General features: G+C 75.1%; 10 protein-coding genes and 1 pseudogene. 2 read left to right on the forward strand and 9 right to left on the reverse strand.

Annotated features, from left to right (window positions below; translation table 11 throughout):
- On the reverse strand, positions 1–1,958 hold a 1,958-nt coding region (locus ACSNOB_RS22095), incomplete at its 3' end, for an NACHT domain-containing protein (RefSeq protein WP_436688359.1).
- A 165-nt stretch (positions 1,959–2,123) separates the two neighbouring features.
- Positions 2,124–3,917, reverse strand: a complete 1,794-nt coding sequence (locus tag ACSNOB_RS22100) for an ABC transporter ATP-binding protein (protein ID WP_436688360.1) — start codon at positions 3,915–3,917, stop codon at positions 2,124–2,126.
- A 77-nt stretch (positions 3,918–3,994) separates the two neighbouring features.
- Between ACSNOB_RS22100 and ACSNOB_RS22105 the strand changes: the two genes are divergently transcribed.
- Together ACSNOB_RS22105 and ACSNOB_RS22110 are read left to right on the forward strand one after the other, a co-directional pair.
- Positions 3,995–4,420 (forward strand): MarR family winged helix-turn-helix transcriptional regulator, encoded by a 426-nt coding sequence (locus tag ACSNOB_RS22105; RefSeq protein WP_436688361.1) that lies wholly within the window; start codon positions 3,995–3,997, stop codon positions 4,418–4,420.
- A gap of 200 nt (positions 4,421–4,620) precedes the next feature.
- On the forward strand, positions 4,621–6,405 hold the full coding sequence (locus ACSNOB_RS22110) for an N-acetylglutaminylglutamine amidotransferase (protein WP_436688362.1): 1,785 nt from the start codon (positions 4,621–4,623) through the stop codon (positions 6,403–6,405).
- 109 nt (positions 6,406–6,514) lie between these two features.
- On the opposite strand, the gene ACSNOB_RS22115 is transcribed toward ACSNOB_RS22110, so the two are convergent.
- From ACSNOB_RS22115 to ACSNOB_RS22145, 7 genes and pseudogenes are all read right to left on the reverse strand, one after another.
- Positions 6,515–7,651 carry a carboxylate-amine ligase gene (locus ACSNOB_RS22115; protein ID WP_436688363.1) on the reverse strand — a complete coding sequence of 379 codons (1,137 nt, stop codon included), beginning with the start codon at positions 7,649–7,651 and terminating at the stop codon, positions 6,515–6,517.
- Between the two features lie 162 nt (positions 7,652–7,813).
- Positions 7,814–9,025, reverse strand: coding sequence for an RNA polymerase sigma factor (locus ACSNOB_RS22120; RefSeq protein ID WP_436688364.1), 1,212 nt, complete (start codon positions 9,023–9,025; stop codon positions 7,814–7,816).
- A 2-nt stretch (positions 9,026–9,027) separates the two neighbouring features.
- Complete coding sequence (locus ACSNOB_RS22125; RefSeq protein ID WP_436688365.1) at positions 9,028–9,384, reverse strand: YciI family protein; 357 nt, start codon at positions 9,382–9,384, stop codon at positions 9,028–9,030.
- Between the two features lie 175 nt (positions 9,385–9,559).
- Positions 9,560–9,739: a zinc-binding dehydrogenase gene (locus ACSNOB_RS22130; protein ID WP_436688366.1), complete on the reverse strand. Its 180-nt coding sequence runs from the start codon at positions 9,737–9,739 to the stop codon at positions 9,560–9,562.
- A gap of 81 nt (positions 9,740–9,820) precedes the next feature.
- Positions 9,821–10,272, reverse strand: a pseudogene (locus ACSNOB_RS22135) (MerR family transcriptional regulator).
- Between the two features lie 43 nt (positions 10,273–10,315).
- Positions 10,316–13,147 carry a hypothetical protein gene (locus ACSNOB_RS22140; RefSeq protein WP_436688367.1) on the reverse strand — a complete coding sequence of 944 codons (2,832 nt, stop codon included), beginning with the start codon at positions 13,145–13,147 and terminating at the stop codon, positions 10,316–10,318.
- Positions 13,144–14,256 (reverse strand): ATP-binding protein, encoded by a 1,113-nt coding sequence (locus ACSNOB_RS22145; RefSeq protein ID WP_436688368.1) that lies wholly within the window; start codon positions 14,254–14,256, stop codon positions 13,144–13,146. The genes ACSNOB_RS22140 and ACSNOB_RS22145 overlap by 4 nt, the downstream gene beginning before the upstream one ends.
- Between the last annotated feature and the right edge of the window lie 2 nt (positions 14,257–14,258).

Raw genomic sequence — 14,258 nt, forward strand, 5'->3', positions numbered from 1 at the left:
CACCAGCCCACCCCCAGGCCCACCCCGGCGTAGCCGAGGGCCCGCGGCGGTGGCATCCGGGGCAGCAGACCGGTCACCCACAGGACCGCGGCGCCGGCCAGCACTCCGGCGAGCGCGGCGACGACGGCCGGCACCACCGACGCGATCGTCGCCGCGCGGTCGGCCCGGACGGTCTCGACCACGCCGGTGGCCCCGAGTTCCGCGGCCGGGGCCGCGAAGTCGATCCGCAGGGCGGACCGGAGCCCGACGAGGACGAGCCAGGCGACGCCGAGCACGACCCCGGCCCGCACCTCGACCGGCCACCCCGTCAGCCCGGGCAGCCGGTCGAGCTGGGCGGCCAGCGCGGGCGGCGGGGTGAACAGCCACAGCACGAACCAGGTCAGGAAGCCCCAGAACACGCCCCGGAACAGCCCGTCGAGCGCCCTCTCGCGCAGCGCGGCCCACCCGCCGACGAACACCACCCGGGTCGGGCGGCTGCCCGGCTCCCGGCCACCAATGCCCAGCGCGGCGGCCGCCACGGCCGCGGCCGCCACCGCCAGGTCCGCGGGGTGCTCCGCGAGCGCGGTGAGCAGCTCGCCGGTCCTCGGATCGGTCACCACCGCGGCCACCGACCTGAGCCCCTCCCCCGCCAGGGCGAGGGTCAGCCAGACCGCCAGGCCGGTACGCAGACCGTCGACGGCGGCCCAGAACAGCCGGGGCAGCGCCGTCGGCAACTGCCACCAGCGGAACTCCCGCACGTCCAGCGACTCCAGGTGCGCGGCCAGGAAGGCGAGGTACCGGCGGGCCCTCGCCGGCTCCCACCGGCGCAGTCCCTGGGCGCCCCGGCGGGACCGCAGCGCGGCGTCGACCGCACGGGACAGCAACTCGTCCTCCACGGAGCCGCGTCCCCGGCTGGCCGCCAGTGGCACGAGGTCGCGCGGATCGGTGCCCGGCTGGTCGAACGCGCTCCGGGCCATCGCCACCATCAGCGGCGTGGACAGCGCCCCGCTCAGCTCCGCGTCGCCGCCGATCCGCGCCGCCACGGTGGACCAGCTCTCGGCCTGGTGCAGGGGCGCGGCGTCGACGAGGTACTCCGCCACGTCGTCCGGGGCCAACGGGTCGATGACCACCACCGCCGCGCCACGCACCTTCTCACCCTGGACGAGGTACTTCTCGTAGACCGAGGTCCGGCAGGTCAGCACGAAGCGTTGCGTCGGCAACTGGTTGAGTTCCTCCAGACAGGCGGTCACCTGCTCCTCGGGCACCTCGTCCAGCCCGTCGAGGACCGGCACGACGAGATCCGTCTCCACCAGGTCCCGCAGCACCGCCACCCGGCGCGGATGACTGGGCGCGAGCGGCGTGTAGCGCCGGGCGAGCCGGTCCACCAGCCAGTCGTGGAACGTCTCGGCGGTCGGATCCCACGAGCCGACGGGCAGCAGCACGGGTACGGGCGCGTCGGCGTCCCGGTGCGGCGGCAGCTCCCGCGCCATCCGCAGCGCGATGATGGACTTGCCGGATCCGGGCGGCCCCAGCACCAGCAGGCGTCCGGACGGGATGCCGCGGTAGCGGCTCCACAGTGTCCCGTGGCGGCCGGACAGGTCCATCGGGCCGGCGTCGCTGGACCGGCCGATGGCCCGCCAGGACGGCAGCAGCCGTTCCGGGGCGGTGTGCCAGGTCACCGGGAGCGGGTACGGCTCGTCGACCGCCCGCAGCAGGGCCTCGTCGGTCGGCTCGCGCCGCACCAGTTCGAGGAGTTCGTCCGCGGCCGCCCGGCGGTGCACCGCCGCCGCGCCCGAGGCGGCCTGCCGGTTGGTGAGGATCTGGTCGAGCACCACGTAGACGCCGATGACGCCCGCGATCACGCCCCAGGTCCAGTTGACCTTCTCGAAGTCGTACCGCAGCCAGACCCAGGCGGTCCCGCCCGTCGCGACGGCGGCCACGACGACGAGCAGGCCCCATCTCCACCCCCGCCGCTGCACCGGATGATTGTGATCGTCCGCGCGTCGGTCCGGCAGCCCGGGGAGGGTGGCCGACACCACCGCCGGCGTCGGCTGCGGTCAGGCGGTGAAGATGGCGGCAACTGCCGTCAGGCGGCGAGGATCGCGGCAACTGCCGTCAGGCGGCGAGGATCGCGGCGACTGCCGTCAGGCGGCGAGGGTGGCGTAGCGGCCGGCGCGCTCCAGCAGGCTGTCGTGGTCGCCCGACTCGACGATCCGGCCGTGGTCGAGCACGGCGATCTGGTCCGCGCCCCGCACGGTGGAGAGCCGGTGGGCGATGGTGATGGTGGTCCGGCCGCGGGCCACCTCGTCGAACGCCCGCTGCACGGCACGCTCGGTCTCGGTGTCCAGCGCGCTCGTGGCCTCGTCGAGGATCAGGATGCGCGGGTCGCGCAGCAGCGTACGGGCGATGGCGAGGCGCTGCTTCTCGCCGCCCGAGAAGCGGTGTCCCCGCGAGCCGACGACCGTGTCGTACCCGTCGGGCAGGCCGGCGATCAGGTCGTGGATCTGGGCGGCGCGGGCCGCGGCCTCGATCTCGGCGTCGGTGGCCTCGGGGCGGGCGTAGCGCAGGTTCTCCCGCACGGTGGTGTGCAGCAGGTAGGTCTCCTGGCTGACCACGCCGACGATCGCCGCCAGGTCGGCCAGGCGCAGGTCGCGCAGGTCGACGCCGTCGACGGTGATCCGGCCGCTGGTCGGGTCGTACAGGCGGCTGACCAGCGCGGCCAGGGTGCTCTTGCCGGAGCCGGTCTCGCCGACCAGGGCCAGCCCGGTGCCGGCCGGCACGTCGAGGGTGATCCCGGCGACGGCGGCGGTGTCGCTGCCCGGGTAGCTGAAGGTGACGTCGGTGAAGCGCAGGTCGCCGCGGATCCGGCGGGGGTCGACGTCGACCGGGTCGGCGGGGTCGGCCACCTCGACGGGCAGGTCGAGGTACTCGAAGATCCGCGCGAACAGGGCCAGCGAGGCGGTCACGGAGACGCCCACGTTGAGCAGGCCCATCAGCGGCCGGAACAGGCCGCCCTGCAACGCGGTGAAGGCGACCAGGGTGCCGACGCTGAGCGTGCCGGCGGCGCCGGGCAGGCCGGCGCTGAGGTAGATGACCGCCGGGATGGCGGCGAAGACGACGTTCATCGAGGCCATCCGCCAGCGGCCGGCCAACTCGGAGCGCAGCTCCAGGTCGACCAGGCGGGCCGACGAGGCGGCGAAGCGCGCGGCCAGCGCCGGGCCGGTGCCGAGGGTCTTGGCCAGGTGCACGCCGCTGACCGACAGCCCCTCCTCGACGGTGACGTTGAGGTCGGCGAGCTCGCGCTGGCGGCGCGCGGTGATCTCGCGGCGCAGGTGGGCGACCCGGCGGGTCAGCCAGATGGCCGGTGGCAGCACCACGAGGGAGACCAGCGAGAGCCGCCAGGAGAGCGCGACCATCGCCACCGCCGTGGCCACCACGGTGGTCAGGTTGGACGCGATCGAGGTCGCGGTCGAGGTGACGACGCTCTGCATGCCGCCGATGTCGTTGGTGATCCGGGACTGCACCTCGCCGGTGCGGGTGCGGGTGAAGAACGCCAGCGACTGCCGTTGCAGGTGGGTGAAGACGTCGGTGCGCAGCCGGTGCATGACCTGCTGCCCGACCCGGGTCGAGATCCAGGTCTGCGCCACGCCGAGCACCGAGGTGACGGCGGCGACCGCGACCATGCCGGCCACGAGCCAGACCAGCAGGGCCAGGTCGCGCTCCGGCAGGGCCCGGTCGATCACCGCGCGGAGCAGGAAGGGCGAGGCCATGGCGAGCACCGAGGACACCACGATGATCGCGGTGACCGCGGCGAGCGGGCCACGGTGCCGGGTGAAGAGCGCGCCGACGCGCCGCAGCGACACCTGACGGGCCTGGGCCTTCTCGGCGGCGCTGACCTTGCGGGGGCCGCGGTCGCGGCCGACGGGGGTGGGTTCCAAGGGTCGATTCCTCACGTAGGGATGCTGAGGTTGCCTCAACATGAGGGAACAACGGCACCTGCTGCTACCGTATTCCCGTGACCGGAGACGCGGAGGGCGTGGCGGACGGGCTCGCCGACGCGTTCTGGGCGGTGACCCGGCGGCTGCGCCACCGCACCCGGGAGGCGCTCGCGCCCTGGGACGTCACACCCGGCCAGTCCCGGGCGCTCGACGTGCTGATCCGGCACGGCGAGCTGCGGCTCAGCGCGCTCGCCGAGCACCTCCGCATCGCCCCGCGCTCGGCCACCGAGGTCGTGGACGACCTGGAGGCGCGCGGCCTGGTGCGGCGCCGGCCCGACGCGGCGGACCGGCGCGCCACCCTGGTCGCGCCGACCGAGCACGGTACGCGCACCGGCGCGGCCATCCACGCTGCCCGCCGCAGCGCCGCCGAGGACCTCTTCGGGAGCCTCGCACCGGCCGACCGGGAACAGCTCGCCCGCATCCTGCGTACGCTGCGCGACTGACCGGCCGCCCACGACCCGGCGCCCGCCGACGCCCGCGACCGGGACGCCGCCCGGGTTTGACGCGGCCGGCGCCGGGTAGCCGAGCCGCCCCGTCCTGCGGACGGGACCGGGCGCCCGCGAGCGGGTGGTCCGCCACCTGTGAGGCCGACGGGAGTGGTGACGGTGGGTCCGGTACGCCGGAAGTCAGGTGGCTGCTGACGATGTGCGGCATCAGTGGCGAGGCGAGGTTCGACGGGGCGACGCCGGACGCCGACGCGGTGACCCGGATGGCCGAGGCGATGCGGTCCCGGGGGCCGGACGGCGAGGGCCTCTGGAGCGACGGCTGGGTGACCCTCGGGCACCGCCGGCTCACCATCATCGACCTGTCCGAGGCGGGCTCGCAGCCCATGCTGCGCGAGGACCTCGGCCTGGCGCTGGTCTTCAACGGCTGCGTCTACAACTACCCCCAACTCCGGGAGGAGCTGTTGGAGGCCGGGCACACGTTCCACTCCACCAGCGACACCGAGGTGATCCTGGTGGCGTACGCGCAGTGGGGCGAGCGCTTCGTCGACCACCTGGTCGGCATGTTCGCCGTCGTGCTGGTGGACCGGCCGCGGCGACGCCTGGTGCTGGCCCGGGACCGGCTCGGCATCAAGCCGCTCTACCTCGCGGAGTCGCCCGGACGGCTCCGGTTCGCCTCCACCCTGCCGGCGCTGCTGCGCGCCGGCGACGTCGACACCACGATCGACCCGGTGGCGCTGCACCACTACCTCTCCTGGCACTCGATCGTGCCGGCGCCCCGGACCGTCCTGCGCGGCGTACGCAAGCTGCCCCCGGCCACCCTGCGCGTCGTCGAGGCGGACGGGCGCAGCCGCGAGCACGTCTACTGGCAGCCGGACTACGTCCGGGACCCCGCCCACGCCGGGATGGACGCGCGGGACTGGCGGGCCGCGGTCGGGGACGCGCTGCGCACGGCGGTACGGCGGCGGCTCGTCGCCGACGTCCCCGTCGGGGTCCTGCTCTCCGGCGGCCTGGACTCCAGCATGATCGTGGCGCTGCTCGCCGAGGCCGGGCAGCACCACCTGCAGACGTTCAGCATCGGCTTCGACAGCCGCGGCGGCGAGACCGGCGACGAGTTCCACTACTCCGACCTGGTGGCGCGCGCCTTCGGCACCGACCACCACCGCATCCAGCTCCCCGACGACGACCTCGTCCCGGCGGTACGCCGGACCGTCCACGCGATGACCGAGCCGATGGGCAGCCACGACGTGGTCGCCTTCCACCTGCTGTCCGAGCAGGTGGCCCGGCACGTCAAGGTGGCCCAGTCCGGCCAGGGCGCCGACGAGGTCTTCGCCGGCTACGGCTACCACCAACCGCTGGCCCGGGTGCCCCGCGACGGCGCGGCGGACGCCTTCGCCGAAGCGTTCTTCGACCGTGACCACGCCGAGCTGAGCCGGGTGGTCAGCCCCGCGTACGCCTGCGACCGCGACGCCAGCCGGGAGCTGCTCGCCGCGCACCTGGCCGGGCCCGGCGCGGACACCGCGCTGGACGCGGTGCTGCGCCTGGACACCCACCTGATGCTCCCCGACGACCCGGTGAAGCGGGTCGACAGCATGAGCATGGCGTGGGGGCTGGAGGTGCGCACCCCCTTCCTGGACCAGGACCTGGTCGCCCTCGCCGCGGCCTGCCCGCCCGGGCACAAGGTGGCCGACGGCGGCAAGGGCGTGCTCAAGGAGATCGCCCGGGAGGTGCTGCCGGCCGAGGTGGTCGACCGGCCGAAGGGCTACTTCCCGGTGCCGGCGCTGCGCAACGTCGACGGCCCGGTCCGGCGGCTCGTCACCGAGGCCCTCGCCGCGCCCGCCGCGCGCGAGCGCGCCCTGTTCCGCCGCGAGTACGTCGACGAGCTGCTCGCCGAGCCGGACCGGGCCCAGGCCGCCGCCGGCAGCAACAAGCTCTGGCAGCTCGGCCTGCTGGAACTCTGGCTCCAGTCCCACGACATCCGCTGACCGGTCCCTGGCGCCCGCCCCCGGCATCCGCCGACCGGCCCCGCCCGGACCGTGGCCTCCGCCGAGGGCGACCGGACGGACCTGGGGCGACCGGCGGGGCGCGGGGTGCTCAGCAGGCGAGAGTCTCGACGGCGAGGTGGTCCAGGACGGCGCGCACGTCGTTGTCGGTGCTCGCCATGACGCGGCGCTGCCGGGTGGCGCCGTTGCCGTCCCGGCGCACCCGGGCCAGTTGGTCGCGTACGTAGTCGAGGTCGCCGTGGCGCGCCAGGGCCGGCGACACGGTGGCGACGAGATCGTCGACCAGGTCCCAGGCCGGACGGGCACCGCCGGAGCGCAGGTCGATCAGGTCGCCCTCCAGGCCGTCGTGGGCGGCCCGCCAGTGCGCGGCGGAGACCAGGCAGTCCCGGATGCGGGGAGCGGCGACCCCGGCCCGGACGTCGTCGGCCAGCGTCGCGACGAGCGCCCGGACCAGCCCCGCGACCAGCACCGCGTCGTCCACCCCCGGGCAGACGTCGCCCACCCGGACCTCGACCGTGGGGTACGCGGCCGACGGGCGCGCGTACCAGTAGACCATCGCCGCGTCCAGCATGATCCCCGCGGCGATCAGTTCGTCGACCGTCGCGTCGTAGTCGGCGGCCGACTCGAAGTGCGGGGTCGGGCCGATGCTGGGCCAGCGCTCCAGCTGCATCGAACGCCAACTGGCGTGCCCCGTGTCGCGGCCGTCGTGCAGCGGCGAGTTCGCGGTGATCGCCTGCACCACCGGCAGCCAGGGACGCAGGTGGTTGCAGACCTGGACGGCCAGTTCCCGGTCGGGCATCCCGACGTGGACGTGGCAGCCGCAGACGGCCGGATCGTGCGCGACCGGGCCGAAGCGCCGGGACATGGCGTGGTAGCGCGGTTTGTCCGGCACCGTCCGGTGCGGCTCGTGCACCGGCGTGGCCCCCACGGCGACGAGCCGGGCCCCGGCGTCGCGGGCCGCGTCGGCGGCGGAGCGGCGCAGCGCCACGAGGTGGGCGCGCAACTCCGCCAGGTCGGCGGTGACCGGCGTGACCATCTCCACCATGCTGTGCCGGAACTCCTGGCGGCTCTGGTCCCGGGCGGCGCCGGACAGGGCGGCGAGCACCCGGTCGGCGACCGGGAGGCTCTCCCCGGTGCGCGGGTCGAGCAGCAGGTACTCCTCCTCCACACCGAGGGTGAGGGCGGCCAGGTCGGGCACCGCGGTGGCAACTGCCGGACGGTACGTCATGGGCGCTCGGCGTCCGTTCCTCGGGCGACGCGCCGGGCGTCGCACTGGCGGGCAACCCGCGTTCCCGGCCCGCCGCACCGGAAACGCGCCGGACCGCGGGCCGCCGGGACGTCGTACGGCGGACCGGACGTCCCCCCGGCAGCCCTCGCCGCCCGTGGGTCGCTATCCGTCGGAGTGCGCCGAGGCCGCCCGCGCGGACAGGAAGGCGCGTTCGGCCGCGTTGCCCGTCCGCTCGGCGGCTGTCCGGTACGCCCGGGCCGCCTCCTCCACCCGGCCCAGCCGGCGCAGCAGGTCGGCCCGGACGGCGTGGAACACGTGGTAGCCGGCCAGGTCGAGGCGGTCGACGGCGGCCAGCGCCACCGCCGGGCCGGCCACCTCGGCGAGCGCGACGGCCCGGTTGAGCGCCACCACCGGCCCGGGGGCGTACGCGCCGAGCTGGTCGTACAGCGTGAGGATCTGCGCCCAGTCGGTGCCGGCGGCGCTGGGCGCGGCGCTGTGCACGGCGGCGATCGCGGCCTGGATCTGGTACGGCCCGGGCCGGTCGCGGCGCAGGCAACGACGGACCAGGGCCTGGCCCTCGGCGACGAGCCCGGCGTCCCACCGGCGGCGGTCCTGCTCGGGCAGCGGCACCAGGGCACCGTCGGCGGTGGTGCGGGCCGGGCGGCGCGCCTCGGTGAGCAGCATCAGGGCGAGCAGCCCCAGCGCCTCCGGCTCGTCCGGCATCAGCTCCACCAGCAGCCGACCCAGCCGGATCGCCTCGGCGCACAGGTCGTCGCGGACCAGCCGGTCACCGGAGCCGGCGGTGTGCCCCTCGGTGAAGATCAGGTAGAGCACGGCCAGCACGGCGGAGAGCCGGTCCGGCAGGTCCGCGTCCCCGGGCACCCGGTACGGGATGCCCGCGTCACGGATCTTGGCCTTGGCCCGGACGATCCGCTGGGCCATGGTGGCCTCGGGCACCAGGAAGAGCCGGGCGATCTCGGCGGTGCCCAGCCCGCCGAGCAGCCGCAGGGTCAGCGCGACCCGGGCGGCCGGGCCGAGCGCCGGGTGGCAGCAGGTGAAGATCAGGCGGAGCCGATCGTCGCGCACGGGTCCCTCCCCGGCCGGTACGTCGCGGGCGTGCAGCAGGGCGGCCTGGGCGTGCCGGTCCGCGCGGGACGCCTCCCGCCGCAGCCGGTCGACGGCCCGGTTCCGAGCCGTGGTGATGATCCAACCGGCCGGGCTGGGCGGCGGCCCGGTCTCCGGCCACCGCGCCACCGCCACGGTGAACGCCTCCTGCACCGCCTCCTCGGCGAGGTCGATGTCGCCGAGGAGGCGGACCAGGACGGCGACCGCGCGGCCGTACTCCGCGCGGAACACCGCCTCCACGTCGGGCACGGTCAGTCCCCGGCCTCGCCCTGGAACGGACGCACCTCGATCGGCAGGGTGGTGGCGAGCGCGTACCGGCGGCCCCACGCCAGCGCGGCGTCGAGGTCGGGCGCCCGGATGATGGTGAAGCCGCCGAGATACTCCTTGCCCTCGACGAACGGCCCGTCGGTGACGAGCACCTCGCCGTCCTTGGGGCGCAGCACCGTCGCCGTGTCCGGCGCGTGCAGCCCCTGGCCGAAGACCCAGCACCCGGACGCCTCCAGCTCCTCGCGGATCGCGCCCAGCTCGCGCATCACCCCGGCCAGGAACTCCGGGTCGACCGTCCCCTCGCCGCCGGGCTGGTAGATGCTGAGCAGGTACTGCTTCATGGCGCCTCCTCGCGTCTGCGGCCGGCGCCACCGCCGGCCTCTCATCCTCCACACGAACGGCCCCGGCCCGGATCGACGCTCCGCCGGAAGATTCCACGACGGATTGGGCCGGCCCCGCGCCGGTCGCGGGGCCGACACCAGGAGCCGTCGCGCGGCCCCCGGCGTGCGGGCCCGGTCAGGGCCGCAGGACCAGCTTGCCGACGGTGGACCGCGCCTCCAGTTCGGCCAGCGCCTTCGGCCCGTCGGCCAGGTCGTACACGGTGGGCCGGCCGGGGGTGAGCACCCCGGCGGCCATCAGGGCGGACAGCTCGGCCGTCAGCTCGTCGAAGACCGCCGGCGCGTGCTGCATCAGCACGCCGATGTGCAGGCCGATCAGGCGCCCCTGCCGTCCGTCAACCGCAGCCCGAACGCTAGAACCCTGCCCTTTGCGTCAGGGTCAAGCGCTCACCTCGGACCGGGCCGGGACCGGCTCGCCGGCCGGGTGGCCCGCCGGTGCGGCGCATCCGGCGTCCGCACAGTCCCCGGCCGCGCCGGCGGCCGTCCGGGCGACCCGCAGGTAGGCGCTCAGGGCGTCGCGGTTGCGGGTCAGGCACCCGATACGGCGGTCGAGCTGGTCCCGCTGCCGGGTCACCTGCTCGATCATGTGCGTGCAGGGCACCTGCGGCAGCAGGTCCGTCGGGCTGTCGAGGTAGGGCAGGATCTCGCGGATGAGCCGGGTCGGCAGGCCGGCCTCGATCAGGCCGCGGATCTGCCGGACCGCCTCGACCGCGCCGTCGTCGAAGTCGCGGTAGCCGTTGCCGCCGCGCGCCGGATCAGCCCCTCCTGCTCGTGGTGGCGCAGCGCGCGGACGCTGACGCCGGTCACCCGCGCCAGTTCGCCGATCCTCACGACGCGGCACCCCCCGACGCCTCGCCGGGCCGTTCGCGCACCGTCACGACCCGACCTCCAGCAGGGCGGCCACCGCGCCGGCGGTCTCCGGGTGGGCGGACAGCAGCGCGGTCAGCCCCGCCGGGACGGCGGCGCCGGCGTCGTCCGGCGAACGCCATCCGCCGTCGCAGCCCAGCAGCGCGGCGACGGCGTCGACCGGCTCCGGGTGGCCGCACAGCAGGGCGGTCACGGGCCCGGACGCGACGGCGGGGAGCGCCGGCGCCGCCGGCGACGCCGACACCGCCGCCCACGGCGGCACCCAGGCGTCCAGCGCGGGCAGCGACCCGGGGAAGGTGCGGCCCGCCTCCCGGACCAGCAGCGGCACCAGTTCCGGGCCGTGGTCGCGCAGCGTGGTGATCAGCGTCGGCAGCCAGGGCAGCAGGACCGGGTCGGGCAGCCGCGCGAACGCCGACGACATCACCTCCACGACGAACGGGGCGAGCCCCGGCGCGGGCTCCAGGGCCTGCACGAAGCCGCTGAGGTACTGCGGGAAGGCGGGCACCACCAGCGGGTTGCCGAGCAGCTCGGCGCACCGCCCGCGCAGCTCGGCCAGCGACAGCAGGCCGAGCTGGTGCCGGGCGGCCCACAGCAACGCGACCTTGGCCGGCGCCTCCGGGTGGGACTGCGCGACGGCGAGTTCGAGCTGGGACCGGTCGCAGCCCAGGGAGAGCGCCAGGCTCTCCATGCCGAACAGGAAGCCCAGCATGGCGCCGACCTGGCGGACCCCGCTCTCCTCGTCGAGGAACGCCGTGGGCAGCAGGGTGCAGTAGTGGGCGTACCCGGTGGTCACGAACGCCTCGCACCAGGCCGGCAGCGGCCCGGTCGCGCGGTGGTGGGCCAGCAGCCGCCGGATCCGGCGCAGCACCTCGGGGGCGTCGTCGACGCTGCGTTCGGCGGCGAGCAGCTCCACGGCCCGGTTGCCCAGCTCGTCGACCAGACGAGGGCTGTCGAGCAGCCGGACGGCGTCCTCGACGGCCGCCAGGGCGACCGAGGCCGTGGCGGCCGGACCCCGGACCGCGCGCCGCAGTCGCTGCTCCAGCACCTGCTCGACGGTGACGCCCTCGTAGCCCAGCTCGATCAGCGCCCGCTGGTGGCGGCCGAGGGCCAGGTCCCAGCTCTCCTGGATCGAGCGGTGCCCCAACCGGCGCTCGCCCATGATCGGTCGCACCGCGTCGCGCGGCAGCAGGTGCCGCAGCCGCCAGAGCAAATCGGAGCAGGGCGCCAGCGCGGGGTCGACGTGCAGGTCCAGCAGCGCCCGCTGGATCGTGCGCTTCTCCAGGTCGAGCCCGAGCGGGCGGAGCCGGTCGTGGACGTCGCGGGCCAGCGGCGGCAGGGCCTCGTAGCCCACCTGGCCGATCCGGTCGCCGCCGAAGAGGATCTCGCAGAGCCGGCGGACGTCGCGGCGCCCCGGGACGACGTCCTTCTCGATGCAGGTGACCGCCGCGTCGGCGAAGTCGTACGGCGTGGGGCGGGCCCGGTCACGCAGGCCGGCGAGGAGGATCGAGGTCTCGAAGACGGCGATCGCGTCGGCGGTGCTGGCCAGGTAGCCGTTGCGCCGGGCCAGCCGGACGATGTCGACGCACCAGCCCCGCAGCTCCGCCTCGTCGAGGCCCCGCACCGTCGGGGGCCGCCCGAGGTAACCGGAGAGCCGGTCGGCGACGGGGGCGGCGGGCGCGGGAACCGGGGCGGCGCGGCGACGGCCGGCCCGGGTGCGGTTGCCACGCTGCCCCTCCAACCGGAACGGGGACAGCCCGGAACGGGTGACCGCCTTCGTCCAGGTGGCCGCGGCGATCGACACCGACCCGGGCGCGAGCCCGAACTGCGCCTCGATGGCGGAGTGGCTGGAGGGGATCAGCCCGTAGTGCCACCGCGTGCGGGTGCGCGGGGTGATCTCGTACGGGGCGTCGGCCCGCACCCCGAACTGCTCGACCCGGCTGGCCGCGTGGAACGCCCCGCAGACGTGCAGGCACTCCGACGGGTCGACGCCCGAGGCGGCCAGGTGCTCCCGGATCCGGGTCCACATGTAGCGCTCCCGGTCCTCGTCGCGGTCCTGCCGCTCCGCCCCGGCCGGACGCAGCCGCCGGAACAGGCTGCCGATCAGCACCATCACCTGCCGGTAGGTGTCGTGGTCGGCGTCGACCAGCGGCTGCTCGACGTACTGGTCCCACCACTCGGACCAGTGCCGGACCTTGCCGTGGTGCAGCAGGTACGCCTCGAGTTCCGCGAAGCGGGGTCGCAGGTCGCCGATCTCGACCCCGACGGCGTCCCCGTGCAGGGCCGCCTCCTCCCCCGCCGGCGCGGCGGGCTCGACGTCCCCGCCCGGCGCGGCCTCGTCGGCGTGACCGGGGGCGCGGGGCAGCCACTGGAAGACGTGGTCGGTGGAGCGGTCCACCAGCACCAGCTCGACCCCCGGCGTCTCCAGCGCGTACGCGATGGCCTGGTATTCGGCGCTGGCCTCGGTGATCGGCGCGACCACGCTGAGCGGGCCCCAGTCTGCCGGGAAGCCCTCCAGCTCGGAGGCGAACGCCTGCACCGCCACCGGGAGACGGCAGTTGCGCAGCTCGGCCAGCAGCGGTTGGAGGTCCTCGCAGAGCTCCAGGTAGATCACCTTCGGCTGCTTCGCGCGCAGCCGGCGGACCATGGCCAGCGCCGAGGCCGGCGAGTGGTGGCAGACCGGGAAGATCTCCAGTTCCTCGCCGAGGGCGCGGTCGACGTCGTCGACCATGCCGGCGAGGATGCCGGCGAGGGCGCCCGGGCCGTCGGCGAAGGCGGTGGCGGCGGCCGTGAGCTGCTCGCGCAACGCGCCGAACGGCCCGGCCGCGGCGGGGGCGGTCACGACAGGGCGGCGATCGCCTGGCGACCGCCGTCGAGGAAGCCCTCCCAGGGGCCGCCGTCCTGCTTGGCGCGCGGCTCCACGACCCCGTGCAGGTACTTGTTGAGGATCGCCAGGTCCTCCGGGCTGCGCCGGGCCAGCGAGCCCACCAGCGATCCGGCCAGCGTCGCGGGGCGCAGGGTGCGGTCGCCGAAGAACTGGCTGTGCAGGATGGCGTCCTCCAAGACGCCGATCTGCTCGGCGGTGGACAGCGCGGACTCCAGCTTCTCGTCGTCGCTGGTCGCCGAGGCGGCGGCGGCGCGCAGGTCGGCGAAGCTCTGCAACAGGATGTCCAGCAGGGTGGGCGGCACGTCGAGCGTGATCTGGTGCCGGCGCAGGAGTTCCTCGGTGCGGAAGCGGACGATCTCCGCCTCGCTGCGCTTGTTGGTCACCACGGGGATCCGGACGAAGTTGAACCGCCGCTTGAGCGCGGAGGAGAGGTCGTTCACGCCCCGGTCCCGGCTGTTCGCGGTGGCGATGATCGAGAAGCCGGGCCTGGCGAAGACGATGTTGTCGTGGTCCAGCTCGGGGATGGAGACGTACTTCTCCGACAGGATCGAGATCAGCGCGTCCTGCACGTCGCTGGTGGAGCGGGTCAGCTCCTCGAACCGGCCGACCACGCCCTGCTCCATCGCCGTCATGATCGGCGACGGGATCATGGACTCCCGGGACTGCCCCTTGGCGATCACCATGGACACGTTCCACGAGTACTTGATGTGGTCCTCGGTGGTGCCGGCGGTGCCCTGCACCACAAGCGTCGAGTTGCGGCAGATCGCGGCGGCCAGCAGCTCGGCGAGCCAGCTCTTGCCGGTGCCCGGGTCGCCGATCAGCAGCAGGCCCCGGTCCGACGCCAGGGTCACGATGCTGCGTTCGACGAACGTGCGGTCGCCGAACCACTTCTGCGGGATCTCCCGGTCGAGCCCGTCGGCCCGCTCCGAGCCGAGGATGAACAATCGGACCATCCGCGGGCTCAGCCGCCACGAGAAGGGCTTCGGGTCGGTGTCGACCGACTCCAGGAAGTCGAGTTCCTCGGCGTACTTGGCCTCGGCGGGGGCACGCAGCATCTCGGACATGA

The sequence above is a fragment of the Micromonospora sp. URMC 106 genome, assembly GCF_051386395.1.
Lineage (GTDB): Bacteria > Actinomycetota > Actinomycetes > Mycobacteriales > Micromonosporaceae > Micromonospora.

What these genes read in the sequence shown, in the direction of transcription:
- ACSNOB_RS22110 (WP_436688362.1), top strand. Translation starts at nt 4,621, where the DNA reads ATGTGCGGCATCAGTGGCGAGGCGAGGTTCGACGGGGCGACGCCGGAC.
- ACSNOB_RS22115 (WP_436688363.1), bottom strand. Translation starts at nt 7,651, where the DNA reads ATGACGTACCGTCCGGCAGTTGCCACCGCGGTGCCCGACCTGGCCGCC.
- ACSNOB_RS22125 (WP_436688365.1), bottom strand. Translation starts at nt 9,384, where the DNA reads ATGAAGCAGTACCTGCTCAGCATCTACCAGCCCGGCGGCGAGGGGACG.
- ACSNOB_RS22145 (WP_436688368.1), bottom strand. Translation starts at nt 14,256, where the DNA reads ATGTCCGAGATGCTGCGTGCCCCCGCCGAGGCCAAGTACGCCGAGGAA.